This window comes from Mesorhizobium sp. WSM4898 (genome assembly GCF_029625845.1).
In the GTDB taxonomy this organism is placed as follows: Bacteria; Pseudomonadota; Alphaproteobacteria; order Rhizobiales; family Rhizobiaceae; genus Mesorhizobium.
In genome coordinates this window covers 43,383-68,386 of record NZ_JARTVQ010000003.1, presented here as the reverse complement: position 1 = coordinate 68,386, position 25,004 = coordinate 43,383, and the positions used below count along the sequence as shown (strand labels likewise).

At 63.0% G+C, this 25,004-nt stretch carries 20 protein-coding genes and 1 riboswitch; of the genes, 11 read left to right on the top strand and 9 right to left on the bottom strand.

Annotated features, from left to right (window positions below; translation table 11 throughout):
- Positions 1-24: 24 nt before the first annotated feature.
- Positions 25-1,077, bottom strand: a complete 1,053-nt coding sequence (locus P9228_RS14970) for an ABC transporter substrate-binding protein (RefSeq protein ID WP_278054146.1) — start codon at positions 1,075-1,077, stop codon at positions 25-27.
- 239 nt (positions 1,078-1,316) lie between these two features.
- Here P9228_RS14970 and P9228_RS14965 point away from each other — a divergent pair, with 239 nt between their 5' ends.
- Positions 1,317-2,117 (top strand): IclR family transcriptional regulator, encoded by an 801-nt coding sequence (locus P9228_RS14965; protein ID WP_278054145.1) that lies wholly within the window; start codon positions 1,317-1,319, stop codon positions 2,115-2,117.
- 80 nt (positions 2,118-2,197) lie between these two features.
- A complete protein-coding gene (locus P9228_RS14960) occupies positions 2,198-3,079 on the top strand; it encodes a DMT family transporter (RefSeq protein ID WP_278054143.1) in 882 nt (293 codons plus the stop codon).
- 73 nt (positions 3,080-3,152) lie between these two features.
- On the opposite strand, the gene P9228_RS14955 is transcribed toward P9228_RS14960, so the two are convergent.
- The 8 genes from P9228_RS14955 to P9228_RS14920 all read right to left on the bottom strand — a co-directional run bounded on the left by P9228_RS14955 (position 3,153) and on the right by P9228_RS14920 (position 15,147).
- Positions 3,153-4,844, bottom strand: coding sequence for a hypothetical protein (locus tag P9228_RS14955; RefSeq protein ID WP_278054142.1), 1,692 nt, complete (start codon positions 4,842-4,844; stop codon positions 3,153-3,155).
- 193 nt (positions 4,845-5,037) lie between these two features.
- The gene (locus tag P9228_RS14950; RefSeq protein WP_278054140.1) at positions 5,038-6,171 is read right to left on the bottom strand and encodes a glycosyltransferase family 4 protein; all 1,134 of its coding nucleotides are present in this window, start codon (positions 6,169-6,171) and stop codon (positions 5,038-5,040) included.
- A 12-nt stretch (positions 6,172-6,183) separates the two neighbouring features.
- Complete coding sequence (locus P9228_RS14945) at positions 6,184-6,852, bottom strand: class I SAM-dependent methyltransferase (protein WP_278054138.1); 669 nt, start codon at positions 6,850-6,852, stop codon at positions 6,184-6,186.
- Entirely contained in the window at positions 6,849-7,241 is a 393-nt protein-coding gene (locus tag P9228_RS14940; protein ID WP_095826101.1) for a GtrA family protein, read from the bottom strand. The genes P9228_RS14945 and P9228_RS14940 overlap by 4 nt, the downstream gene beginning before the upstream one ends.
- The gene (locus P9228_RS14935) at positions 7,238-7,813 is read right to left on the bottom strand and encodes a methyltransferase domain-containing protein (protein WP_197504263.1); all 576 of its coding nucleotides are present in this window, start codon (positions 7,811-7,813) and stop codon (positions 7,238-7,240) included. The genes P9228_RS14940 and P9228_RS14935 overlap by 4 nt, the downstream gene beginning before the upstream one ends.
- 198 nt (positions 7,814-8,011) lie before the next feature.
- Positions 8,012-9,232, bottom strand: a complete 1,221-nt coding sequence (locus P9228_RS14930; RefSeq protein WP_127240809.1) for a glycosyltransferase family 2 protein — start codon at positions 9,230-9,232, stop codon at positions 8,012-8,014.
- A gap of 258 nt (positions 9,233-9,490) precedes the next feature.
- Positions 9,491-13,018 carry a DNA polymerase III subunit alpha gene (gene dnaE, locus P9228_RS14925; protein WP_278054135.1) on the bottom strand — a complete coding sequence of 1,176 codons (3,528 nt, stop codon included), beginning with the start codon at positions 13,016-13,018 and terminating at the stop codon, positions 9,491-9,493.
- Positions 13,019-13,134: 116 nt separating this feature from the next.
- Positions 13,135-15,147, bottom strand: a complete 2,013-nt coding sequence (locus tag P9228_RS14920) for an acetyl/propionyl/methylcrotonyl-CoA carboxylase subunit alpha (protein ID WP_278054133.1) — start codon at positions 15,145-15,147, stop codon at positions 13,135-13,137.
- A 266-nt stretch (positions 15,148-15,413) separates the two neighbouring features.
- Between P9228_RS14920 and P9228_RS14915 the strand changes: the two genes are divergently transcribed.
- The 9 genes from P9228_RS14915 to gcvP all read left to right on the top strand — a co-directional run bounded on the left by P9228_RS14915 (position 15,414) and on the right by gcvP (position 24,995).
- Positions 15,414-16,541, top strand: a complete 1,128-nt coding sequence (locus P9228_RS14915) for an S-(hydroxymethyl)glutathione dehydrogenase/class III alcohol dehydrogenase (RefSeq protein WP_067328090.1) — start codon at positions 15,414-15,416, stop codon at positions 16,539-16,541.
- A 67-nt stretch (positions 16,542-16,608) separates the two neighbouring features.
- Positions 16,609-17,178, top strand: a complete 570-nt coding sequence (gene gfa / locus P9228_RS14910; protein WP_067000227.1) for an S-(hydroxymethyl)glutathione synthase — start codon at positions 16,609-16,611, stop codon at positions 17,176-17,178.
- 62 nt (positions 17,179-17,240) lie between these two features.
- Complete coding sequence (locus P9228_RS14905; RefSeq protein ID WP_127217010.1) at positions 17,241-17,708, top strand: YaiI/YqxD family protein; 468 nt, start codon at positions 17,241-17,243, stop codon at positions 17,706-17,708.
- 24 nt (positions 17,709-17,732) lie between these two features.
- Entirely contained in the window at positions 17,733-18,410 is a 678-nt protein-coding gene (locus P9228_RS14900) for a DUF1345 domain-containing protein (RefSeq protein ID WP_278054131.1), read from the top strand.
- A gap of 103 nt (positions 18,411-18,513) precedes the next feature.
- Positions 18,514-19,395, top strand: coding sequence for a cytochrome b/b6 domain-containing protein (locus tag P9228_RS14895; protein ID WP_278054130.1), 882 nt, complete (start codon positions 18,514-18,516; stop codon positions 19,393-19,395).
- Position 19,396: 1 nt separating this feature from the next.
- The gene (locus P9228_RS14890; RefSeq protein ID WP_278054129.1) at positions 19,397-20,188 is read left to right on the top strand and encodes a molybdopterin-binding protein; all 792 of its coding nucleotides are present in this window, start codon (positions 19,397-19,399) and stop codon (positions 20,186-20,188) included.
- A 267-nt stretch (positions 20,189-20,455) separates the two neighbouring features.
- A riboswitch (glycine riboswitch) is annotated at positions 20,456-20,542 on the top strand.
- A 149-nt stretch (positions 20,543-20,691) separates the two neighbouring features.
- The gene (gene gcvT, locus P9228_RS14885; protein WP_278054128.1) at positions 20,692-21,792 is read left to right on the top strand and encodes a glycine cleavage system aminomethyltransferase GcvT; all 1,101 of its coding nucleotides are present in this window, start codon (positions 20,692-20,694) and stop codon (positions 21,790-21,792) included.
- A gap of 7 nt (positions 21,793-21,799) precedes the next feature.
- The gene (gene gcvH, locus P9228_RS14880; protein ID WP_095802178.1) at positions 21,800-22,168 is read left to right on the top strand and encodes a glycine cleavage system protein GcvH; all 369 of its coding nucleotides are present in this window, start codon (positions 21,800-21,802) and stop codon (positions 22,166-22,168) included.
- 16 nt (positions 22,169-22,184) lie between these two features.
- On the top strand, positions 22,185-24,995 hold the full coding sequence (gene gcvP / locus P9228_RS14875) for an aminomethyl-transferring glycine dehydrogenase (RefSeq protein ID WP_278054127.1): 2,811 nt from the start codon (positions 22,185-22,187) through the stop codon (positions 24,993-24,995).
- The last annotated feature ends 9 nt before the right edge of the window (positions 24,996-25,004 follow it).

Here is a 25,004-nt window from a genome sequence, read left to right as displayed (position 1 = left end):
GGTCAATGCTGCGACCTTTCCGGCCTACTTCTGCGCCAGCAGCTTCTTGAACAGCTCCTCATCGTAGGGCGAATAGATGTAACCGTCAGCCGGGAAATCTTTCGCCCGGGCGAGGTATTGATCGATGTTGGAATTGTCGATGACCGGCAGCGGAATCTTGACGAAGGCCGGCACGTCCTTACCCTCCAGCGCCTGGACCGCGGTGTAGGTGGCAAAGGCGCCGAGCCAGTTCGGCTGCATGGTCGCCCAGCTCTTCAGGCCCTTTTCCTTCCACAGCTCGAGGAACTGGCGCGCATTCTCGCCGGTGATCGGCACCTGGTCGCGGCCCTGCTTGTCGAGCGCGAGCACCGCACCGGCCGAGAGCGCGCCGCCGAGCGACAGGATGCCGTCGATCTCGGGATTGGCGAACAGCAGGCTGGTGACGGCTTCCTGGGCCGGCGCCACATTGTACGGCGTGTTGGTCTCGGCGAGGATTTTCACGTCGGGGTGGGCCTTGAGCTCGGCATCGGCGCCCTTGCGGCGGTCGTCGCTGACCGAAACGCCGGCCGGGCCGTTGAGGATGAGGATCTTGCCCTTGCCGCCGATGGCGTCAATCAGGAACTTCGCAGCCTGGTCGCCCCACTGCGAGGAATCCGTGTTGACCTTGGCCGTCACCTGGTCGGTATCGACCAGGCTGTCGAAGTTGATGATCGCGATACCCTTGGCGCAGGCATCCGCGATCACACGCGCCGGAGCGGTCGAGGAACCGGCGATCAGAATGATGGCGTCGACATTGGAATCGATCATCGACTGGATCTGCTGGATCTGCACATTGGCGTCGCCCTGGGCGTCGGTCACGACCAGCTTGTCGACCAGCCCCTGCTTCTTGAGCGCCTCGACCTCGGCTTCGATCGTGCCCTGGGTCTGCTTCATCCAGGTCGGCACGGAATAGATGTTGGCCCAGCCGATCGTATACGGCGCCTTGCGGTCGCCCTTGATGCACTTCGCGGCCGCATCGGCCTGCGAGCCGACACCGACGGCCAGGATGAGACCGAGGCAAAAGGCGCTGACGGATGCGAAAAACGATGACTTCTTCATGACAGTTCCCCTTCTGTAGCTCTTGTCCGGACGTGCGGAGTCGGGACGGCGAAACACCGCGGTTGCCGCGTCGCGGAAACCGCTCGTTCGTCGGCTGGACTTCTTCTGCCCGGCTCGTTAGTTTATCCGATATTCCAGACAACATGTCTGTATATCGGACAGACGGGATGCTAGACTGAGCCTTGACATCTTTCAAGCGTCTTGAGACGAGAGCCGAAAATGATTTTTGAGCGGCTGGCATGAGCGAAGGCGCAACTGGTTTGATCAAGGCAGGCGCCGGGGCACAACCGCAGGCCGGCGAGCGCCGCCGCGGCATCGACCGCGTCATCATGCTGCTCGAGGCCCTGCTGAAGCATCGCGCGCCGATGCGCATCGGCGACATCGCAAAGATGATCAACGCACCCCGTTCGACGACCTATGAGATCGTCAACAGCCTGCTCGAAGCCGAGATGCTCGAAAATGTCGGGTCCGAGGGCTACGTCTATTTCGGGCGGGCGATGCACTTGTTCGGATGGGCGTACTCGCATCACAACGCACACTATCGCCGCATCCTTGAAACGCTGGACAGGATGGCGGCCGAGACCGGTGAGACCGTTCAGCTCTGTGGTCTGCGCGGCAACAAGTATGTCGTTCTCGATTGCCGGGATTCTCCCGGCCCTTTCCGCATCTCCAGCGATGTCGGCGTCGAGGTGCCGATCCCCTGGACGGCGTCGGGGCGGCTGCTGGTCGGCCATATGCAGGAGAGGGAACTCAAGGATTTCATTCCTGCCGCCGACTACGAACTCCCCGACGGTCGGGTCATTGCTCCCGACGAATTCTTCGCCGATGTCGACCTGGCTCGCCGGCAGGGCTTCAGCGAGACCTCGGCGCTCGCCGACCGTTTCACCTGGTGCATGGCGGCTCCCATCCGCGACAGCCACGGCGCCATCAACACGACGCTTTGCTTTGTGCTGCCGGTCGATACGCCGGAGCCGCGTCGCAACCAGTTGCTTGAGCTGCTGCGCGAGCGCGCCAGCGCACTGTCGCTCGCCGGAAGCTGAGCCGGAATGCGGCCGTCTGGCCCAGTCGAATGCCGCGACTACCGGTTGCGGCACAACGACGGTCTTGCGACATAGCGCCAATGGCACCCGCTCCCTCGATCACCAAGGCCGCGCTCTGGATGGCGCTGTCGATCGCCTCGTTCCTGGCGATGTCGGTCGCTGGCCGTACCGCGACGGCCGCGCTCAATGTCTTCCAGGTGCTGGAGCTGCGCTCGGTGATCGGCTTCTTCATCCTGCTGCCGCTGGTGCTGACGGGCGGCGGCTTTAGGGCGATGCGCACCCAGCGCCCGCTCGCCCACATCGCCCGCAACGTCGTCCACTATGCCGGCCAGGCCGCCTGGCTCTATGCGCTGACCTTGATTCCGCTGGCCGTGCTGATCTCGATCGAGTTCACGACCCCGATCTGGACCGCGATCCTGGCGGTGACCTTTCTCGGCGAAAGGCTGTCGCGGGCCAGGCTGACGGCAATCGTGCTGGGTCTGATCGGCGTGGTGATCATCGTACGTCCCGGCGTCGGCTCGGTCGATCCCGGGCATCTCGTCGTGCTGGGAGCCGCAATGTGCTTCGGCGTCTCGGTGGTCATGGTCAAGTCGCTGACGCGAACCGACAGCGTCGTACGCATCATCTTCTGGATGCTGATCATTCAGTCCGTGGTCGGCCTCGTCCCGGCGCTCTATGTCTGGCGCAACCCGGCAGTCGAACTGTGGCCGTCGATATTGGTGGTCGCCTTCACCGGCATGTCCTCCCATTTCTGCATGGCCCGCGCGCTCAGCCACGCCGATGCGACCGTCATTTCGCCGATGGACTTCCTGCGCGTGCCGCTGTCTGCGCTGATCGGGTGGCTGCTTTACAACGAGCAGATCGATGTCTTCACCGCCGGCGGCGCCTTGCTGATCCTGACCGGCAATCTGCTCAACCTGCAGCGCAAGGCGCCTCAGCCTGCCGAAGTCGCGACCTCCTAGCTGCCAGGTCAGACGCCCGGTTGGGTTGCCTGCGAACTGGCGTCGGCGGGACCGTCATCACTCGCCTCACCGCTCAATCGTAGACGCCATCAAATAGAAGATCATTGTCGCCGCCGGCCTTGAAATGTCCGGCGTAAGAGCCCGCTGGCAGCAGCAGGGCTTCGCCCGCACCGTTGCGTAATGTTACGGTCTTTGGCCCGATCGCAAGGTGAAATGGCGGATCAAGCACGGTGCCGTCGATTTCGACCCGGCCCCGCAAAGGCGTTCCATCGGCGCTGTAGAGCGCATAAGTTCCAGCAATAGGAACATCAAAGATCTTCCGCTCACCGGGTTGCAGGCGGAAACCAGCGATCCTGAGGTTTGGAGCCACACGGACATAGCTGTTCAAAATCAGGGGCGCGACTACCGGATAGATATAGTCCATCCGGTAGGACCACAGGATCAGCTTCGGGCGAGACTTGCTAAGCACATTGTAAGCCTCGGAACGCCCGCTTTCCCGCAAGGTCGCGAGCACGTAGTGTTTGTCGAGCCACAAAGTTGTTGGCTCCATTCGATTGGGCAACATTCCTATGCCGTCGAAGTACCACTCGTCGGGTGCAAGCAATGACTCCGCACGCGCCACCAGCTCAAGTTGGGCCGTATTGTCGAAGCGAAAGTAAAGTATATTGGCAACGAAGCTTATGGCCATCGCCGTGACCAAGGCTATCCACGCCAGGCGCAGATAACGCGCGCGGGCTGCGAGGCCGTCGAGCATCGTCAACGACCATAGCGACATGAACGGCAACGCCATGATGAACACGTAGGGCCACGGCTGGTCGTGCGCGAAGACCAGCACCGTGATGACGACAGAGAAGATCAGCGCAATTCGCCTCCGCTCGTCGAGCTTCATGATCTGTATCAGAGACAGAGCCATGCCGGCGAAACAGAAGACGTAAAGAACATAATTGCGCGCGAGCGTCTGAACCACGAAGCGCCTCAGCCCCCCGTAGTCACCGCCGCCGCGCGTCGCGACCTCAACAGGGCCGAACACCAGGCTCTTGGCGACGGGAACAGGGTCGGCGCCGCCGAAGATGAAGCAATATGCGATTATAGGGAGAGTCCATCCCAGCACGAGCCATGCCCCGCGGGCCATGCCTGCCAGATAGCGTCTCATCAAAGCCGCGTCGGCGACCAGGCCAAGGCCTAGCGCAAGGTTGAAGTAGATTGATTTCTGCGTTGCGAGAAACGACAGGCCGCTCAAGGCGCCGGCAGCGACAAGCTGCCATCCCCTCAATTCACGGGCCCGTAGCACGACCAGCAGCGCCCCTACGGCGAAGAACACCGCCAGCGGTTCGGCGATAGTGCGAAAGATGCGCTCCATGAAATTCGAGAAGCACAAGAGGACGAGGACAATGGCCAAGGCACGAACCCGATCCTCCCCAAGCGCGCGAGCGCAGGCGTAGAACAAAGCAATGGTCGCGCATGCCAGCAATGCGGTCTGCATACGACCGACAAGCAGAATGGACGTGGCATCCCAACCGATCAGGTGAGCCAGCTTGTAAAAGGCGGTGGAACCGACCGCCTTGCTTGGCTGCACGGTGGCGAACAGCCCATTAAACAAATGCTTCGCGTATCCAAGCTGACCAAATTCGTCCATGACGAATCGGCAATTCCAAGCCGAGGCGAACAACAACGCGATCTTCAGTACGATCAAAGCGCGTAGAAAGATCGTTAAGCGGCGCGATCCTGCACCGAATAAATCAGCCAGACCTGCTTCTGATCGCATTCAATCCCGCCCTGGAATGAACCTCAGATTTAAGCGACGTTAATTAAGAAAATTGGCTAGGCCACACCGCCCAGACGTTTGAAGCCCTGTTCGGTGTTCGTTGCTGGAAGGCCTCAAGCACAGGCCAGGGCCGAAAGCGCCTGAACTTCGGCCAGATGCGGACGCGAAACCGCATCGACCATGGCGAAGTAGGTCAAAGTTTGGCCACTCCTCCGCCTGCCAAGGTCAGCACGCCGAGCGCCGTTGCGCGCCAGTCGTACTGCGCCAACGCGTAACGAGCCATGGCGGCTCGCTCCTCGGAGGTGAGGGCAAGGCTGTCGATGGCATCGGCGCAACGCCTGGCCGACCCGTCGGGATTGGTGAGGTCGATGGCAACGCCACGCAGCCATTTGGCCGCGCCCGGGTCGGCACGGTTGCTCGGTTCGCCGCAGACGACAGGCAGTCCGCAGGCCATTGCCTCTTGAATAACGAGCGGAAAGCCCTCTCCGACGCTCGGCAACAGCAGGAAGTCAGCCCCCCGATAAAGGTCCGCCAGGGCCTGAGGGCTCTGGACACCAAGGTCGTGAACATTGGCAAGTCCCCATTTGCCGGGGTGGATCGGGCCGCTGCCGACCATCAGAAATGCGAGATCCTGGCGGAACGCGGCCAAAGCCCGCAGCACCGACAGTCCTTTCTTCTCGACGTAGCGACCAACGAAAAGAACGCGACGCGTACCCGGGGGGATCGAGTTCGCCGCAGGGGCCTCCGGCACAGGCAGCGGGCCTGAAGCGGGATGAAAAATCGCACCGTCAACACCGTTGAACAGCAGTTGGAAGGGAATGCGCGCTGGCGTGCCCACAAGATCATGGCGCACGGTGTCGCTGATGAACACAACTGCGTCAGCGGCTCGGAGCATCGGGCGCGTGATGACGATGTTGGCTAGTGCCATCACGGAGCGGAGAATGCGCGAAGAAAAGGGGATGCCGGCGATATGCTGGATCAGCACCACGCGCTTGCGGAAAGCCTTCGACATCAGCAATGCCAGGATCGATGTCATGTACAGCGCATCGTGCACTACGACCGCATTGCTACGGTGCATTTCGCGGGCCAGCGCGCGAATCGCACGGACGCGCGCCAGCGGCATTGGCAGCCCAATGACCTTCTCGATTGGGTCGACGCAGGCAAGAGGGACCGCTTCAACGTCGCTTTCCGGCGGCTGATCGGCATCGCTGGCGGCCCAAACAGCCTGAACGCCCAGTTGCGTGAATTGTCGGCACAAATGCCCGGCCACACGCTCTATGCCGCCGCCGTGACCTTCATAGAAATGGCTGACGGTCAAAATGCGCATCGGACCGACCCATCAAGCGGGCTCGAAGCGCATTGTCACTTCGAGACGATTGGGAAACAGCAGTTCATGGATGCTTTTTCGATATTGCTTCGGCGCAGCGCGACGAGCAATGCGGTAGCCACTTTCGGTTGCTAACTTCCCCCATTCTGCCCGCTTCAAGTAGCGCGCCCAGATCATTCCGCCAAATGGGATATTGCCTATCGCATCCATTGCGGTGAGGCGCAGGTCGTCCAGCCTTCCGCAGCTTTCGTGATCCTTTATGTAAAGCGGACCATCAACCACGCGCCGAATTTCACGCAGCAAGTCCGTACGTGCTGTGACTGGAACGTGATGTACTACATTGTTGAGTGTCGCCGCATCAAAACTACGGTCCGCGAAAGGCAGGGTTTTGCCGTCATACTGCTTGGTCAGCACGCTCAGCGAAGGGCAGAAACGGTCAACCATGTCCACTGTCTGCACCTCATCCACCGGAAAGAGTTCGGCTATGGCTTGAGCGATCACCCCAGTGCCACCACCGACGTCGAGCAATTTGCAATACTGCTTGTCCCACAGCTCGCCTAGACTATCGAGCATAACCGCCTGATAAGTCGGCGCCTTGTTTCGATAAAAGGCGAGGTGACGCGACAGGATGTCCTGCAGAAGCTTCGGATCGATCGGGCCCATTGCCGTGGCCAAGGTCATGGTCCCCCCGTCATCCAGCGGTTTGGCGTGGCGATAGCCCATCGACCAAGCAGGAAGTTCAGCGCCAGCATGCAGACCGAGGCAAGTGGCGAGGCGAACACCATCGGCAGGCCGGCCTGCTGATGCCAAAACCATATGGTGACAAATGCCAATGGTATGTTGGCGATCATTGCAATGACGTACCGTGCGAAGGTTATGGGAGCCAATGGTCGCCGAAAGGTGAATACGCTATGAAGCACATAGCCAGTGCCCGCCACGACGCAGAAGGACAACAGTACGGCCAGCCACAAACGTATCCCGACCCTGTCAGACAAGATGATGACCACGTTGTGCAGAGCGATGCAGATGCCGGCGATCACCATATAGGCGAAGGGCGTGCGCACGCTCATATCGCTGCCTTCCGAGCGCGGACCAAGAAAACGCAGGCATTGTCGTCGCGTATCTGGGCGGGCGTTAGACGATCTTCCAATTGAGCGCGCAGGTTCATCAACAGGGCAAGGAGCGACGCCAAAATTGCGCCTATGATCGGTAGGCGGCGAAGGAAGAAAGCAAAGCCCGTAAGGCGGATTAGCGTCGTGGTTGCCAAGGGCCCGGCAATCGCATGCACCTCTTCGACTTCGAGGCCGCGATCGGCAAGATCTACGACAAGTCCGGTGCGTGTCCAACGACGATGGTCCTCAGGGTGAGGGTGGTAGAGCCAGCTGCCGTGAGTAGACAACAACAGCACACCGTCATCGCGCAACAATCTCCGAATCTCGGCGCAGTACGAGTCAAGGTCGCGCACGTGCTCCAGGACCTGTACTGAAAGTACTGCTCCAGCGATGCCATCTGCTAGTGGCACGCGGCCCTGCTCGTCAATTTTCAGGAAGCTGCCCTCGCCGATATCCGCGCCCCGATAGTCGATCTTCATCTCGAACATCATGTCAGCATAGGGCATGTCACCACAGCCGAGATCGACCATTAGTGTGCCCGGCCTAACATGCGCCCTCGCCTCTTTTCGCAACAGCCGAGCTAGCCCGCGCAAGACCAGCCAGTCCGTATCCCAAATCCGCGGAACCGACCTGCTTCCCCTCATCCCACCAGCTTTCAATGCACCACCGACCTGCTGGCGCCGACTCTATCTTTTTTCCGTCGCGCCAGGCGCTCGATGTCGAAGCGCTCAGAACGCACGCCTATCGTCCAGATTATCAAGCAGCAACTTGAGAACGAAGCCGGACAGCACCATGGACATCCCGGCCACGCAGGCGGTGGTGATCACGAAGGTCAGGTGCACCGATTGCTCCATCGGGCCGCCTATGAAGATCCAATGCAGTGCCAGCAATACGTCCGCGACAAAGCCCGCCACCGCGAGCATGCCGCCGGAAAAGACCAGCCATTCCAGCGGGCGGCCGCGCATCAGCCAAGGCACGACCCGGCCGCCGTGGCCCGGGTGATAGATAGCGATCGCCACCTTGGCCAGCATACCGAAAAGGATGGCCGAAAGGCCAATCAGCGTCGCCATCGCGGAGAGCGCGACGAAGTGAATTCCGAAATACCACCCTCCGATCCGGACAGGTCCCGCCGCGAGGACCGCAAGACCAGCAATACCGGACACCAGCAAGGTCGCTCCCGGTATGAGATACATGGTGTTGGGTGCATGGGCCACGATCAGCCGCAGATGTCGCCAACCGTCGCGGAACGAACGCAGGTGAGGTGGGCGGCCGCGCTTGTCCGGATAGAGCTTGATTGGCACCTCGCGGATCACCAGGCCCGCGCGATGCGCGTTGATGACCATCTCCGAGGCGAATTCCATGCCAGGCGAGCGCGCGCCCATTTGGCGAAACGCATCGCGGGTGAATCCTCGCATGCCGCAATGAAAATCGTGTATCGGAGAATGATGAAGCCAGCGGGCAATTGTTGAAAGCGCAGGATTGCCAAGATACCGATGCAGAGGGGGCATGGCGCCGGGCTCGATACCGCCGGCGAAGCGATCGCCCATCACCAGTTCGGCACCACCCTCCAGCGCGTCGATGAAGTCGCCTAGGCTGCTCCAGTCGTAGGAATCGTCCGCATCCGCCATGACGAGGTACTTGCCTCGTGCAGCTTCAGCCGCCGCGCTGATCGCCGCGCCGTATCCCTTGACCCGCTGGTGCACGACACGCGCGCCGAGGGACTCGGCAATCTCCACCGACCGATCGGTCGACCCATTGTCCCCGACGACGACCTCGCCCTTAATGCCCCGCTTCGAAAAAACGTCAAGCGCCTTGCGAATGCAGATGCCGAGCGTGCGCTCTTCGTTCAGGCAAGGGATAATGGCCGACACGAGAGGGGCCCCTGCGTCATCGGCGTGCTGCCCATCGAGATCAGTTGCGACGATCGCGAGATTCGACTTGTCGACCATCGTGCCCGCTCCTGCCCAATCGTCAGCCTTGCTTACAGCTTGGGCCCCAACATTTCCGCAGCCCAGTTGCAAGATTAGCAAGAACAAGTTAGGCAAAGATATACAGAACCATACGTCGTTGAGCGAATGACGTGGTTTGGCCAGTACGGGTGATCGTGGCGGGGCTTGAACTGGTGGCCACGCCTCGCGCCAAAGCATTCAAGGAAAGCGCTAGCCGGTTTCTGTTCGGAGTTGCGCGAAAACAAGTCGTTGGAACGCTTACACCAGTTCCACTTCGACGACACCCGGCACCGCGCGCATGGCCGACGCGACCTGCGGCGAGATACGATAGCGGTTGGGCAGTTCGATCTCCACCTCGCCCTGGCCGGCTTCCTTGATCAGCACGAAGCTCACCTGCCCCTCGCCCTTCACGGCAAGCTGGTTGGCAAGGATGTTGATCGGTTGAGCATCGCGCACGAAGATGCGCAGCGCCTTTTGGATGCGGCTTGCTTCGTCCTCCAGCGACTGCACCGTCTGGATGCGCAGATTGATCCCCTCCGGCCGGTCTTCGGCCGAGACGGTGATCACCACCGAACGGCCAGGCTCCAGCATGTCGCGATACTGCGCCAGGCCTTCGGAGAACAGCACCGCCTCGTACTGGCCGGTGGTGTCGGAAAACTGCACGACGCCCATCTTGTTGCCGGTGCGGGTCTTGCGCTCCTGCTTCGTGGTGACGGTGCCGGCGAGCCGGCCGGCCGCAGCGCCGCGTTTGACCGCGGCGGAGAATTCCGCCCAGTTCTGCACCCGCATCTTCTGCAGCGCCGCCTTGTATTCGTCGAGCGGATGCGCAGAGAGATAGAAGCCGACCACCTGGAACTCGCGGTGCAGCCGGTCGGCGGCAAGCCATGGCTCGGCCGCCGGCAGGTTGAGCGCCTGCGATTGCGCGCCGAGCGAGGCGCCGAAAATATCCGTCTGGCCCGAGATGGCATTCTGCTGCGCCAGCGACGCGAGCCCCATCATCCGCTCCACGCCGGCCATCATCACGGCGCGGTCATGCCCGAAGCAGTCCAGGGCCCCCGCCATGATCAGGCTTTCGAAGACGCGCTTGCCGACGATCTTCGGATCCACGCGCTCGCAGAAGTCGGCTAGGCTCTTGAACGGCCTCTCACCGCGCTTCTCGACGATGTGCTCGACCGCGGCGTCGCCGACGCCTTTGAGCGCCGCCAGCGAGTAGAAGATCTTGTTCTCGCCGACCTCGAACGGTCGGAAGCTGGTCATCACCGACGGCGCCACCACCTCGATGCCGAGGCGTAGCGCGTCCTGGCGGAAATCCGCCAGTTTGTCGGTGTTGCTCATGTCGAGCGTCATCGACGCCGCCAGGAACTCGACCGGATAGTGCGCCTTGAGGTAGGCGGTCTGGTAGGAAACGACCGCATAAGCCGCGGCGTGCGACTTGTTGAAGCCGTAGTCGGCGAATTTCGCCAGCAGATCGAAGATGAAATCGGCCTGCGCCTTGCCGACGCCGCGCTCGACGGCGCCGGTGACGAAGCGCTCGCGCTGCTTGTCCATCTCGGCGCGGATCTTCTTGCCCATGGCGCGGCGCAGAAGATCGGCTTCGCCGAGCGAATAGCCGGCAAGCTCCTGCGCGATCTGCATCACCTGTTCCTGGTAAACGATGACGCCTTGAGTTTCCTTCACAAGGTGGTCGATCTTGGGGTGGATCGAGGCCATCTCCTCCTCGCCATGCTTTCTGGCGTTGTAGGTCGGGATGTTCTCCATCGGGCCTGGGCGATAGAGCGCGACCAGCGCGATGATGTCCTCGATGCAGTCCGGCCGCATGCCGATCAGCGCCTTGCGCATGCCCGCGCTTTCAACCTGGAACACGCCGACCACCTCGCCGCGCGACAGCATGGCGTAAGTCTCGGGGTCGTCGAGCGGGATGCGGGCAAGATCGATATCCACACCGCGCCGCCGGATCAGCTTCACCGCCGTTTCCAGCACCGTCAGCGTCTTCAGGCCGAGGAAGTCGAATTTCACCAGCCCGGCCTGCTCCACATATTTCATGTTGAACTGGGTGACCGGCATGTCCGAGCGCGGATCGCGGTACATCGGGACCAATTCCGACAACGGCCGGTCGCCGATGACGATGCCGGCGGCATGCGTCGAGGCATGGCGGTAGAGGCCCTCGAGCTTCTGCGCGGTGTCGAGCAGCGTCTGCACGATCGGCTCCTTTTCCGCCTCCTCGGCGAAGCGCGGCTCGTTGGCGATAGCGTCCGCCAGCTTGACCGGGTTGGCCGGGTTCTGCGGCACCATCTTGGAGAGCTTGTCGACCTGGCCATACGGCATCTGCAGGACGCGGCCGACGTCGCGCAGCACCGCACGCGCCTGCAACGTTCCGAAGGTGATGATCTGCCCGACCTGGTCGCGGCCGTATTTCTGCTGGACGTATCGGATGACCTCCTCGCGCCGGTCCTGGCAGAAGTCGATGTCGAAGTCCGGCATCGAGACGCGGTCCGGGTTGAGGAAGCGCTCGAACAGCAGCGAGAAGCGCAGTGGGTCGATGTCGGTGATGGTGGTCGAATAGGCGACAAGCGAGCCGGCGCCCGAACCGCGCCCCGGTCCGACCGGGATGCCTTGCGCCTTCGCCCATTTGATGAAGTCGGCAACGATCAGGAAGTAGCCGGGGAACTTCATCTTCTCGATGATGCCGAGCTCGAATTCGAGCCGCTCGCGATATTGCTCGACCGTGTAGCCGGGCGTCGGTCCGTGCGCGGCAAGTCGCGCCTCCAGGCCCTCGCGCGCCTGGCGCGCGAGCTCGGCGGCTTCCGCCTTCTCGGCGGCGTCCTTGTCGGCGGAGTCGGCGCCGGTGAAACGCGGCAGGATCGGGCTGCGGTTCTTCGGATAATAGGAGCAGCGCATGGCGATCTCGACCGTGTTGTCGATCGCTTCCGGCAGGTCGGAGAACAGCCGCGCCACCTCGGCCTGGCCGCGCAGAAAATTGTCAGGCGAAAGCCGCCGGCGATTGTCTGCGGCCACCACCGAGCCTTCGGCGATCGCAATCAGCGCGTCATGCGCCTCATAGTCTTCACGCTTGGAGAAGAAGGCCTCGTTTGTGGCGACCAGCGGCAGTTCGTGGGTATAGGCAAGGTCGAGCGTCGACTTTTCGACCATGCGGTCATAGCCGGCGACCCGTTCCAGCTCGACATAGAGACGGTCGCCGAAAAGCTCTTTGAGGAACAGCAGCCGCTGTTCGGCAAGGTCGCGGCGGTCCGCCTTCAGCGCGCTGCCGATCGGGCCACGCGGGCCGCCGGTCAGGCATAGCAGGCCATCGCAATGGCTCTCCAGCATGGCGCTCGTCATGTGCACCGGCTCGCCGGGCGGCGTTTCCAGATAAACCTTGCTGATCAGCCGGACCAGATTGGCATAGCCGGCCTCGCTGGCGGCGATCAGCACGATCGGCGACATCTCGGGACCGTGCCGGCGGCGGTCGCGTTGGGCGTCGCTCGTTTCGCCGGAAAAGACGAGGTCGACCTGGCAGCCGATGATCGGCTGGACGCCGTCCTTGACCGCTTTCTGGGCGAATTCGAGCGCGCCGAACAGATTGTTGGTGTCGGTCACTGCGATCGCCGGCGCTTCATCCTTGACCGCGTGGCCGACGATGGCGCCGAGCTGCAGGGCGCCCTCGAGCAGCGAATAGGCTGAATGCACGCGCAGATGGATGAACCTCCGTGCAGGCGTCTCCGGCTGCGTGGCCTTCACGAGAGCTTCGCGCTGCAAAGGGTCGCGTGGAAGTCGTTCATCCGCCATGTTTTTTCGCGCTATCTCAAGGACTCATCCGTGCAGATGTATTGTCCCGGACGCCGCGATGCCAGTCCAGTACAATCGATCGCGAACCACAAGCTTGCGGCCTATGTCGCCCTGGCTCAGGCGAACTCCATGATCACAGCGTCGACCGCCAGGCTGTCGCCCGGTTTGGCGTTTAGCTTCGCCACGGTGAGGTCGCGCTCCGCGCGCAGCACGTTCTCCATCTTCATCGCCTCGACCACGGCCAGCGTCTCGCCGGCCTTGACTTCTTGGCCCTCGGCGACGGCGATCGACACCACCAGTCCTGGCATCGGGCAAAGCAGCATTTTCGAGGTATCCGGCGGCAGCTTTTCCGGCATCAGCCTTTCCAGCTCCGCCGTCCGCGGCAGCATGGCTTGAGCCGTCACCGACATGCCCTTCCAGGCGATACAAAGGCCGTTCAGCACCGGCCGGACCTGCGCCGCGATCCGGTTGCCGCCGACCCTGCCGCGCCAGATCGCGTCGCCCGGCCGCCAGTCGGAAGCGACCGTCAGCGGCTCGCTGCCATCGATCGACAGATCGATCTCCATCGGGATCGAGACCATGCCGTCGAGGATGCCGGCGCAAAGATAGTCCGAGCCGATCTTCACCACCCAGTCGCGCTTGAGATGGCCCGAATGCGGTGCCAACCGGCCGCTGAGCCGGTCGAGCCGGTCCCGTCGCAGCAGCTCGATTGCGGTGGCGATCGCGGCAAACACCGCCATCTCCTCACCGTCCGGTTCGACCGGCGCGAAACCGTCCGGATACTCCTCGGCGATAAAGCCGGTGGAAAGCCGCCCCTCGCGCCAGCGCGGATGCTGCATCAACGCAGCGAGGAACGGAATGTTGTGCTCTATGCCGTCGACGACAAAACCGTCCAGTGCTTCGGACATGGCATCGATAGCCTCGAGCCGCGTCGGCGCCCAGGTGCAGAGCTTTGCCACCATCGGGTCGTAGAACATCGATATCTCGGCGCCTTCGGCAACGCCGGTGTCGTTGCGGATCACCACATCGCCGAACATGCCCTCTTGCGGCGGCCGGTAGCGCGTCAGCCGGCCGATCGAGGGCAGGAAATTGCGGAACGGGTCCTCGGCATAGAGACGGCTTTCCACCGCCCAGCCGTTCAGCTTCACCTCGTTTTGCCTGATGCCGAGCTTTTCGCCGGCGGCGATGCGGATCATCTGCTCGACCAGATCGATGCCGGTGACGAGCTCCGTCACCGGATGCTCGACCTGTAATCGCGTGTTCATTTCAAGGAAATAGAAGTTCCTGTCCTTGTCGACGATGAACTCGACCGTGCCGGCGCTCTGGTAATCGACGGCTTTCGCCAACGCCACAGCCTGCTCGCCCATGGCCTTGCGCGTCTTGGCGTCGAGGAACGGCGACGGCGCTTCCTCGACCACCTTCTGGTTGCGGCGCTGGATCGAGCATTCGCGCTCACCCAGATAGAGCGCATTGCCATGCGCGTCGGCCAGCACCTGGATCTCGATATGGCGCGGGTCAACGACGAATTTCTCGATGAAGACGCGGTCATCGCCGAAGGAGCTTTTCGCTTCCGAACGCGCGCGCTCGAAGCCGTCGCGCACTTCCGCGCTGCTCCAGGCGATGCGCATGCCCTTGCCGCCGCCGCCGGCCGAGGCCTTGATCATCACCGGATAGCCGATCTCGCCGGCAATCCTTTCGGCGTGGTCGGCATTTTCGATGACGCCCAGCCAGCCGGGCACGGTCGAAACCTTGGCCTGGCTGGCGAACTTCTTCGATTCGATCTTGTCGCCCATTGCGCGGATCGCCTTGGGCTTCGGTCCGATGAAGATGATGCCTTCCTTTTCCAGCGCTTCGCAGAAAGAGGCGCGTTCCGACAGGAAACCATAACCCGGGTGCACCGCTTTGGCGCAGGTTTCCTTGCAGGCGGCGATGATCTTCTCAGGCACTAGATAGCTCTGCGCCGCCGGCGACGGGCCGATATGCACGGCCTCGTCGGCCATTTCGACATGCACGGCGTCGCGGTCGGCATCCGAATAAACCGCGACCGTGGCGATCCCCATCTTGCGCGCCGTCTTGATCACGCGGCAGGCGATCTCGCCGCGATTGGCGATCAGGATCTTCTTGAACATTCGGATGTCGTTCCTCCGGCGAAGCCGTCCAGTTCTATGGACAATCCCGACGCGCCTCAAGTGTCTGCAGCCCCTGCCCTTCGGCGCTCGATGCTTTTGCAGAAGCGGCGTCGAAAAACGTCGCAACAGACGTTGGCCGCCACCTTCGAACCCGGTAAGGTGGTGGCGAGCGCAAGAAAATGGCAGGCGGTATTCGCCTCGCCGGGCAGGCTCGACGGCCTGCCATAAAGCTGAGACTTTTAAGATTGCCTTGGGAGGAATGCCTCATGAAAACGCGTGCCGCAGTTGCCGTTGGTGCCAGAAAGCCGCTGGAGATCATGGAGGTGGATCTTGAGGGGCCGCGCGAGGGCGAGGTGCTGGTCGAGGTCAAGGCGACCGGCATCTGCCACACCGACGAGTTCACGCTCTCGGGCGCCGATCCGGAAGGCATCTTTCCGGCGATCCTCGGCCATGAGGGCGCCGGCATCGTCGTCGATGTCGGCAAGGGCGTGACCTCGGTCAGGAAGGGCGACCATGTCATCCCGCTCTACACGCCCGAATGCCGGCAGTGCCCGTCCTGCCTGTCGCGCAAGACCAATCTCTGCACCGCCATCCGCGCCACGCAGGGACAGGGCCTGATGCCCGACGGCACCTCGCGCTTTTCGGTCGGCGGTGAAAAGCTGTTCCACTATATGGGCTGCTCGACCTTCTCCAACTTCACCGTGCTGCCGGAGATCGCGATCGCCAAGGTCAATCCCGACGCCCCCTTCGACAAGATCTGCTATATCGGCTGCGGCGTGACCACCGGCATCGGCGCTGTCATCAACACCGCCAAGGTCGAGCAGGGCGCTACGGCCGTCGTCTTCGGCCTCGGCGGCATTGGCCTCAACGTCATCCAGGGCCTTCGCCTGGCCGGCGCCGACATGATCATCGGCGTCGACTTGAACAACGACAAGAAGGCCTGGGGCGAGAAGTTCGGCATGACGCATTTCGTCAATCCGCAGGAGATCGACGGCGACATCGTGCCTTACCTGGTCAACCTGACCAAGCGCGGCGCCGACCAGATCGGCGGCGCCGACTACACTTTCGACTGCACCGGCAACACCAAGGTGATGCGCCAGGCGCTGGAAGCCTCGCATCGCGGCTGGGGCAAGTCGGTCATCATTGGCGTTGCCGGCGCCGGCCAGGAGATTGCGACGCGGCCCTTCCAACTGGTCACCGGCCGCACCTGGATGGGCACCGCCTTCGGCGGCGCGCGCGGCCGCACCGACGTGCCGAAGATCGTCGACTGGTACATGGAGAAAAAGATCCAGATCGATCCGATGATCACCCATACGCTGACGCTCGACGACATCAACAAGGGTTTTGACCTCATGCATGAGGGCAAGTCGATCCGCAGCGTCGTGGTTTACTGAAGCAATGCCGCATCGGTCGTGGGCTGGAGCCCGCAACCTTTGCGGCTCAACATGGGAGGAAGGACGAATGGCGGAAAAATTGCATCCGAAGATCGACAACGGGCTGCCGAAGGAAAGTGCTGCCTTTTCCGGCGGCACGCTGGTCTGTCTCTGCACCAGCAACCCGGTGAAGGTGAAGGTCAAGGGCCAGATCGCCCACAACCATGCCTGCGGCTGCACCAAATGCTGGAAGCCGGAAGGCGCGGTGTTCTCGGTCGTGGCCGTTGCCGGCACCGGCGACGTCACTGTGGCCGAGAATGGCGACAAGCTGAAGGTGGTCGACCCGGCAGCGCTGATCCAGCGCCATGCCTGCACCAGCTGCGGCGTGCACATGTACGGCCCGGTCGAGCGCGACCATCCCTTCAAGGGTCTGTCCTTCATCCATCCCGAGCGTTTCGAGGAGGACGGCTGGTCGCCGCCCGGCTTTGCCGCCTTTGTCTCCTCCATCATCGAAGCCGGCGTCGACCCGAGCCGCATGGACGGCATCCGCGGCCAGCTGAAGTCGATCGGGCTCGAACCCTATGACTGCCTCAACCCCGCCCTGATGGACTACATCGCCACCTGGACGGCGAAGAAGTCGGGAGCCTTGGCGGCCTGACGATTGCGGGATTTCTGGTAAAGGGCCGGCCAACGCCGGCCCTTTGCACATTTGGAGAGACGATGCCAGCACCCATCATCTATGTCGATGCCGATGCCTGTCCGGTGAAGGCCGAGGTCGAGAAGGTGGCGGAGCGGCACGGCGTCGTGGTTACCTATGTCTCCAATGGCGGCCTGCGCCCGTCGCGCGATCCGATGATCCGCAATGTCGTAGTCTCCAAGGGCGCGGACGCTGCGGACGACTGGATCGTCGAGAACGCCAAACTCAACGATGTCGTGGTGACGGCCGATATCCCGCTTGCCGCGCGCACGGTGGCGCTCGGCGCGCATGTGCTGGGACCCACGGGCCGTCCCCTCACGCCCGAGACCATCGGCATGGCGGTGGCGATGCGGGATTTGAAGCAGCATCTGCGCGAGACCGGCGAAAGCCGCGGCTTGAACGCCGCCTTCACGGCGAAGGACAGGTCAAACTTTCTCGGCGAGCTCGACCGCATCTTGCGGCGGGCGCTCAAATCCGCCACACCCGGCTGACCCGAAGCCCTTTGAGAACCGGCCATGGGCGACGACATATCCCTCAACACGCCGATCCACCGGCACGTGCAGTTCGCTTTGGCTGCGCCCATCGGCATTGTCGCGCTGCTTCTCGCCCTGATGCTGGGGGCGCCGCTGCCCTACTCCATCGGCGCCAACCTCTTCTTCGCCGCTTACACTCTTCTGGTGCTGGTCGCGATGCCGAGGCTCACCGTCCGTTACCTGAGCAAGAACGCGCGTGCCACGGACCTGCCGGTGCTGCTGATTTTTGCGGTCACGCTCCTGGTCGTCGGCCTCGCCATCGGCTCGCTGTTTCAACTCATCAACCAAAAGGCTGCCGCGCATCCGCTGGAGGTTCTGTTCGCGATGCTGTCGATCCCGCTTGGCTGGTTCACAATCCATGCCATGGCGGCGCTGCATTATGCGCATGTCTACTGGATGGACGGCGACGAGATCGACGAGAAAACCAGGAAGAAGAATCCGGTCGGCGGCCTCGATTTTCCCGGCGGCAAACGCCCGGAAGGCTGGGATTTCCTGTATTTCGCGACCGTCATCGGCATGACTGCGCAAACCGCCGACACTGGGATCACGACCTCGCGCATGCGCCAGGTCGTGCTCGTCCATTCGATCCTGAGCTTTTTCTTCAACACGGTGATCGTCGCCGCCGCGGTCAATCTCGCGGTCAGCCTGGGCAGTCCATAATAAATCCGTGATCGGATGAAACAACGCTTGGGCCGGAGACGTATTGGGAGGAGAACAAGGCTCTGAGAGGCCGCAGACGAGCGAGCCGGGAGGACACCAAGATATGGAGACCGTCGCCAGAAGCGAACCCTCCGCCGAGGTGGAAGCATCCGCGCCGAAGGACCCGACGCTGATTTACCGGCAATCGCGCTGGACGCGCCTGACCCATTGGCTCTGGGCGTTCTCGCTGTTCTTCATGCTGCTTTCGGGCCTGCAGATCTTCAACGCGCGCCCGCAACTCTACATCGGCAAGGAATCGGGCTTCCAATACAACAATACGATCCTCGAGATCGGCGCCGAAAACACAGACGGCGGACCGCGCGGCTTTACCAAAATCTTCGGGCATCGCTTCGACACCACCGGCGTGCTCGGCTGGTCCGGCCCTCCCGGACAGGAAACGCCGCGCGCCTTTCCGTCCTGGGCGACGATCCCGTCCTACTACGACCTCGGCACGGCCCGCGTCGTGCATTTCTTCTTCGCCTGGGTGCTGAGCGCAACCCTGCTCATTTGGCTGGTCGCGAGCCTGATCAACGGCCATATCCGCCGCGATCTTGCCCCTCGCCTGGATGACTTGCGCAAGCTGCCGCGCGACATCCTCGACCATGCGAGGCTGAAATTCCACCATGCCCGCGAGTACAACACGCTGCAGAAAATGGCCTATGGCGGCGTGCTCTTCGTGCTGTTGCCGCTGATGATCATCACCGGGCTTGCGATGTCGCCGAGCATGAACTCGGTGCTTCCCTGGCTCAATGAAATCCTGGGCGGTCGGCAGACGGCTCGCACCATCCACTTCATTGTCATGGTGTTGCTCGTGCTCTTCTTCGTCGTCCATATGCTGATGATCGTGGCTGCCGGTCCGATCAACGAGCTGCGCTCGATCATCACCGGCTGGTATCGCACCGACCCGCCCGCAAAGCACGACCAGGCAACCGAGAGGAGCGCCTGACATGGCAAAATTCCAGATTAGCCGCCGGAAGTTCTTGACCTCCGCCAGCCTCGGTCTGTCAGGCATCGCGCTGTCCGGCTGCGATGGCTTCGACAGCGGTCTGGGCGTCGGCAGCGGGCTGCGCAGCTTCCTCGAAAACGCCAACGGGCTGACATACCGCGCGCAGCGCCTGCTTGCCGGCCGGGACGCGCTGGCACCGGAATTCAGCGAGGCCGACATCCGCCAGCCGCAGCGGCCGAACGGCGTCACCGCGCCTGACGACGACACCTATAAGGGTCTTCTCGCCAACAATTTCGCCGACTGGCGCCTGGAGGTGACCGGCCTCGTCGAAAAACCGCTGTCGCTCACCCGCGAGCAGTTGCAGAACATGCCGAGCCGCACCCAGATCACCCGCCACGACTGCGTTGAAGGCTGGAGCTGCATCGCCAAATGGACCGGCACGCGGCTCTCGCTGGTGCTCGATCAGGCCATCGTCAAGCCGCAGGCGAGCTACGTCATGTTCCATTGCCTCGACACGATCGACCAAAGCCTGTCTGGCGACATCAAATATTACGGCAGCATCGACCTGATCGATGCCCGCCATCCGCAAACGATCCTGGCCTACGGCTTGAACGGCAAGCCGCTGCCGGTCGAGAACGGCGCGCCGCTGCGGGTGCGGGTCGAGCGCCAGCTCGGCTACAAGATGCCGAAATATCTCTACAAGATCGAGCTGGTCGACGGCTTCGCCAATGTCGGCGGCGGTCGCGGCGGCTATTGGGAAGACAATGGCTACGACTGGTATGCCGGTATTTGATGGCGCTTCGCCTGCAGGCCGAGCACGATCTTGCGTCAGCCGAGTTCAACGCGATTGAGAAAAGACTCACGGCGACAATCGGCCATTCCAACATCATCCTTTGCAAGACGATGGCCTCGGGCGACTAGGCCGCCTTGCTGGGCCGCCGTTCAGACCAGATCGGGTGTTGTCATCGGCGTCGGCTGCCGAGAGATATGTCGCTGGGAGGTGACAAGCTGTCGCCGACGGGCTATGGATGGCGCGTCGAGGGCTCAGGTGACTGAGTCCTACCTGTTTGCGGGAGAGAACAGCGCAAGCTGTCGCCGAAGGGGAAATCGCCCGAAATCTCTCAGGCAAAAGAACCGTGGACGGGAAAGACAACTCTGGAAAGTCGGGAATCTTCCCGCGCCGAAGGTGTAAGCGCTGCCGACAGAGTTACGGGGCGCGAGTCTCTCAGGCTTCAGACAGAGGGGCACGGACTAGACCGCTAATGGCGGTCGATTGCGTGCGACTCTGGAGAAGACATGACCGGCGAAGACACCAAACATCTACCCCTCGAGGATTTGCATAGCGCCGCGGGCGCGCGTTTCGGCGCTTTTGCCGGCTGGTCGATGCCGCTGACCTATCCGGCCGGCGTGATGAAGGAGCACCTCCACACGCGCGAGCATGCCGGCCTGTTCGACATCTCGCATATGAAGCTGTTCGAGGTCGGCGGCCCGGGCGTCGCCGCCCTACTCAACCGCGCCTGCCCGCTCGACGCCGGCGCGATGGAAATTGCCCAATCCAAATATACCTTCTTCCTGAACGAGGCCGCCGGCGTCATCGACGACTTGATCGTCACGCGTCTTGACGATGGCCGATTCATGGTGGTGGCCAACGCCGGCAATGCGGCCGAGGATGAAAGGCATCTGCGTGCGTTGGCCGCGGATTTCGATGCCAAGGTCGAGCCGCTCGACCGCGTCTTCCTGGCGATCCAGGGCCCGGATGCCTGGGCGGCCCTTTCGCGAGCCGGTATCGAAACGGGCTCGCTGCTGTTCATGCATGGTGTCGAGCCCCGGCAACACTGGTTCATGAGCCGCTCCGGCTATACCGGCGAGGATGGATTCGAGATCGGGCTGCCGGAAGCGGATGCCCGCGATCTCGTCGGCAACCTGCTGCAGGACGAGCGCGTGCAATGGATCGGCCTTGCCGCCCGCGACAGCCTGCGGCTTGAGGCAGGGCTCTGCCTGCATGGCCAGGATCTGACACCCGAGACCGATCCGGCGAGCGCCACTTTGATGTGGGCGATCCCTAAGGAGCTCCGCGCTTCCGGTCACTTCATCGGCGCCGACGCGCTGCGCTCGATCCTCGAGCGTGGGCCGTCTCAGAAGCGCGTTGGCCTAAAACCCGATGGTCGTCAGCCGGTGCGCGCCGGCGCCGCGCTTGTCGATGCCGACGGCAATGCGGCCGGCCACGTGACTTCGGGCGGCTTCGGCCCGTCGACGGGCCACCCGGTCGCCATGGGCTATGTCGACAATGCGCTGGCCAAGCCCGGCATCAGACTATTCGCCGACGTCCGCGGGACCAGCATCCCGATCGATGTCACTTCGCTGCCCTTCACGCCACATCGCTACCGCAAAGGATGATATTCCGATGGCAAATACCTATTTCACCGAGGATCATGAATGGCTGCGCGTCGAAGGCGGCGTCGCCACCGTCGGCATCACCGACTATGCGCAGGAGCAGCTCGGCGATCTCGTCTTCGTCGAACTGCCGGAAATCGGCCGCAAGCTCGCCAAGGGCGACACTGCCGTAGTCGTCGAATCCGTCAAGGCGGCCTCTGACGTCTACGCGCCGGTCGACGGCGAGATCACCGAAGCCAACACAGCACTGTCGTCGGACCCTTCATTGGTCAATTCGGCGGCGACCGGCGATGGCTGGCTCTGGAAGATGAAGCTTTCCAACGCAAGCCAACTCGACAGCCTCATGGACGAGGCCGCCTACAAAGCCCATGTCGGCTGATACCAGGATCTTGGAAATGACCGCAGCACCCATTCCTTTCTCGGCCCGTCACATCGGCCCCAGTGTCAACGATGTCAGGGCCATGCTTGCCACCATCGGCGTTCCGTCCGTCGAAACGCTGATCAGCCAGGCCGTGCCGAGATCGATCCGCCTCGACCTGCCGCTCAACCTGCCCACTCCGGCCAGCGAGGCCGAAGCACTGGCCGAATTGTCGGCGATGATGGCGAAGAACACGGTGCTGAAGAGCTTCATCGGCGCCGGTTATCACGGCGTCCATGTGCCGCCGGTCATCCAGCGCAACATGTTCGAGAACCCGGCCTGGTACACGGCCTACACGCCTTACCAAGCCGAGATCAGTCAGGGCCGGCTGGAGATGCTGTTCAATTTCCAGACCCTGGTTGCCGAGCTGACGGGCCTGCCGGTGGCGTCGGCATCGCTGCTCGACGAGGCCACCGCCGTTGCCGAAGCGGTCGGCATCGCACTGCGCCATCACCGCGACAAGCGCACCAAGGTGGCGCTTGCCGGCACGCCGCATCCGCAGACGCTCGATGTCGTGCGCACCCGCGCCGAACCGCTCGGCACCGAGGTCGACGGCGAGACCATCGACGACAACACCGCCGCCCTGCTCGTCTCCTGGCCGGACACTTTCGGCGTCTATGGCGATCACAAGGCGGCGATCGAGAAGGCCCGCGCCGCTGGCGCTCTGGTCGTCTTCATCGCCGACCCGCTCGCGCTTACGTTGACGGATGCGCCGGCCAAGCTCGGTGCCGACATCGCCGTCGGTCCGATGCAGCGCTTCGGCGTGCCGATGGGCTTTGGCGGCCCGCACGCAGCCTATTGCGCCGTCTCCGACAAGCTCACACGTCTGATGCCCGGCCGCCTCGTCGGCCAGTCGACCGACAGCAAGGGCCGCCCAGGCTATCGCCTGGCGCTGCAGACGCGCGAGCAGCACATTCGCCGCGACAAGGCGACCTCCAATATCTGCACCGCGCAGGCGCTGCTCGCCAACACGGCGACGGCCTATGCGATCTGGCACGGTCCCGCCGGTTTGCAAGCGATCGCGGAGCGCGTCCACACTCTCGCCAACCGCCTTGCGGCGGGGCTGAAGACAGCGGGCGTGGCCGTTCTCGGAGCACATCGCTTCGACACTGTGACGGCGGAAGTGAAGGGCAAGGCAGCGGCAATAGCCGCAGCCGCCGAGAAGACTGGCCGGCTGCTGCGCGTCATCGATGCCGACCACGTCGGCATCGCCTTCGACGAGACCTCGACCGAAGCCGACCTCGAAGCGATCGCGGCGCTATTCGGCGCCAAGCCCGGCACGGTGGCAGCCGGCTCGATGCCCGGTAAGCGGCGCGGCAAGGAGTTCCTCACCCAGCCGGTTTTCCACGAGAACCACTCCGAGACCGAGATGATGCGCTTCCTGCGGCGGCTGGCCGACAAGGACCTCGCGCTGGACCGCGCCATGATCCCGCTCGGATCCTGCACCATGAAGCTCAACGCCGCCGCCGAGATGATGCCCGTGAGTTGGGTGAATGTCGCCAACCTGCATCCCTTCGTGCCGGCCAGCCATTCGGCCGGCTATCGGGCCATGGTCGGCGACCTGGAGGCCTGGCTGTCGGAGATCACCGGTTTCGACGCGGTCAGCCTGCAGCCCAATGCCGGCAGCCAGGGCGAATATGCCGGCCTGCTCGCCATCCGCGCCTATCACCGCGCGCGCGGCGAAGGCCACCGCACCGTGTGCCTTATCCCGTCCTCCGCGCATGGCACCAATCCGGCGAGCGCGGCGATGGCGGGAATGAGCGTCGTCGTCGTGCGCTGCGCCGAGGACGGCAGCATCGACATGGATGACATGCGGGCCAAGGCCAACGAGCATTCCAAGAACCTCGCGGCGCTGATGTTCACCTATCCCTCGACGCATGGCGTCTACGAGGAAGGCGCGCGTCATCTCTGCGCCCTCATCCACGAGCATGGCGGCCAGGTCTATTTCGACGGCGCCAACCTCAACGCCCTGGTCGGTCTCGCCCGCCCCGGCGATATCGGCGCCGACGTCTGCCACATGAATCTGCACAAGACCTTCTGCATCCCGCATGGCGGCGGTGGCCCGGGCGTCGGCCCGATCGGCGTCAGGGCGCATCTGAAACCCTATCTGCCGGGCCATGTCATGGAAGGTTCGGCGCATGCCGTCGCCGCCGCGCCCTTCGGCAGCGCTTCGATCCTGCCGATCACCTGGATGTATATCCGCATGATGGGCGGCTCCGGGCTGAAGCAGGCCACCGAGACGGCGATCGTTTCGGCCAACTATGTGGCGACGCGGCTCGCGCCGCATTTCCCCCTCCTCTACAAGGGCAGGAGCGATCGCATCGCCCATGAGTGCATTCTCGACACGCGCGTGCTCAAGGAGAGCGCCGGCATCAGCGTCGACGACATCGCCAAGCGCCTCATTGACTACGGCTTCCACGCCCCGACCATGTCGTTTCCGGTTGCCGGCACGCTGATGGTCGAGCCGACGGAATCCGAGCCCAAGCGCGAGCTCGATCGATTCTGCGAGGCGATGATTGCGATCGCCGGCGAGGCGGCGAAGGTGGCAAAGGGCGAATGGCCGCTCGACGACAACCCGCTGGTCAACGCCCCGCACACTGCCGCCGAGGCATTGGCAGGCGCATGGCCGCATCCATACTCGCGGATGGAAGCAGCCTACCCAGCGGGTGACGTCGATCTGGCAGCAAAATACTGGCCGCCGGTTTCGCGCATCGACAATGTCGCCGGCGACCGCAACCTGGTCTGCTCCTGCCCGCCGCTGTCGGAATATCTCGGCGCCGCAGAGTAGACGGTAGGG

Coding starts and splice junctions, on each gene's coding strand:
- P9228_RS14970 (WP_278054146.1), bottom strand. CDS start 1,077: ATGAAGAAGTCATCGTTTTTCGCATCCGTCAGCGCCTTTTGCCTCGGT.
- P9228_RS14965 (WP_278054145.1), top strand. CDS start 1,317: ATGAGCGAAGGCGCAACTGGTTTGATCAAGGCAGGCGCCGGGGCACAA.
- P9228_RS14960 (WP_278054143.1), top strand. CDS start 2,198: ATGGCACCCGCTCCCTCGATCACCAAGGCCGCGCTCTGGATGGCGCTG.
- P9228_RS14955 (WP_278054142.1), bottom strand. CDS start 4,844: ATGCGATCAGAAGCAGGTCTGGCTGATTTATTCGGTGCAGGATCGCGC.
- P9228_RS14950 (WP_278054140.1), bottom strand. CDS start 6,171: ATGCGCATTTTGACCGTCAGCCATTTCTATGAAGGTCACGGCGGCGGC.
- P9228_RS14945 (WP_278054138.1), bottom strand. CDS start 6,852: ATGACCTTGGCCACGGCAATGGGCCCGATCGATCCGAAGCTTCTGCAG.
- P9228_RS14940 (WP_095826101.1), bottom strand. CDS start 7,241: ATGAGCGTGCGCACGCCCTTCGCCTATATGGTGATCGCCGGCATCTGC.
- P9228_RS14935 (WP_197504263.1), bottom strand. CDS start 7,813: ATGGTCGATCTCGGCTGTGGTGACATGCCCTATGCTGACATGATGTTC.
- P9228_RS14930 (WP_127240809.1), bottom strand. CDS start 9,232: ATGGTCGACAAGTCGAATCTCGCGATCGTCGCAACTGATCTCGATGGG.
- dnaE (WP_278054135.1), bottom strand. CDS start 13,018: ATGGCGGATGAACGACTTCCACGCGACCCTTTGCAGCGCGAAGCTCTC.
- P9228_RS14920 (WP_278054133.1), bottom strand. CDS start 15,147: ATGTTCAAGAAGATCCTGATCGCCAATCGCGGCGAGATCGCCTGCCGC.
- P9228_RS14915 (WP_067328090.1), top strand. CDS start 15,414: ATGAAAACGCGTGCCGCAGTTGCCGTTGGTGCCAGAAAGCCGCTGGAG.
- gfa (WP_067000227.1), top strand. CDS start 16,609: ATGGCGGAAAAATTGCATCCGAAGATCGACAACGGGCTGCCGAAGGAA.
- P9228_RS14905 (WP_127217010.1), top strand. CDS start 17,241: ATGCCAGCACCCATCATCTATGTCGATGCCGATGCCTGTCCGGTGAAG.
- P9228_RS14900 (WP_278054131.1), top strand. CDS start 17,733: ATGGGCGACGACATATCCCTCAACACGCCGATCCACCGGCACGTGCAG.
- P9228_RS14895 (WP_278054130.1), top strand. CDS start 18,514: ATGGAGACCGTCGCCAGAAGCGAACCCTCCGCCGAGGTGGAAGCATCC.
- P9228_RS14890 (WP_278054129.1), top strand. CDS start 19,397: ATGGCAAAATTCCAGATTAGCCGCCGGAAGTTCTTGACCTCCGCCAGC.
- gcvT (WP_278054128.1), top strand. CDS start 20,692: ATGACCGGCGAAGACACCAAACATCTACCCCTCGAGGATTTGCATAGC.
- gcvH (WP_095802178.1), top strand. CDS start 21,800: ATGGCAAATACCTATTTCACCGAGGATCATGAATGGCTGCGCGTCGAA.
- gcvP (WP_278054127.1), top strand. CDS start 22,185: ATGACCGCAGCACCCATTCCTTTCTCGGCCCGTCACATCGGCCCCAGT.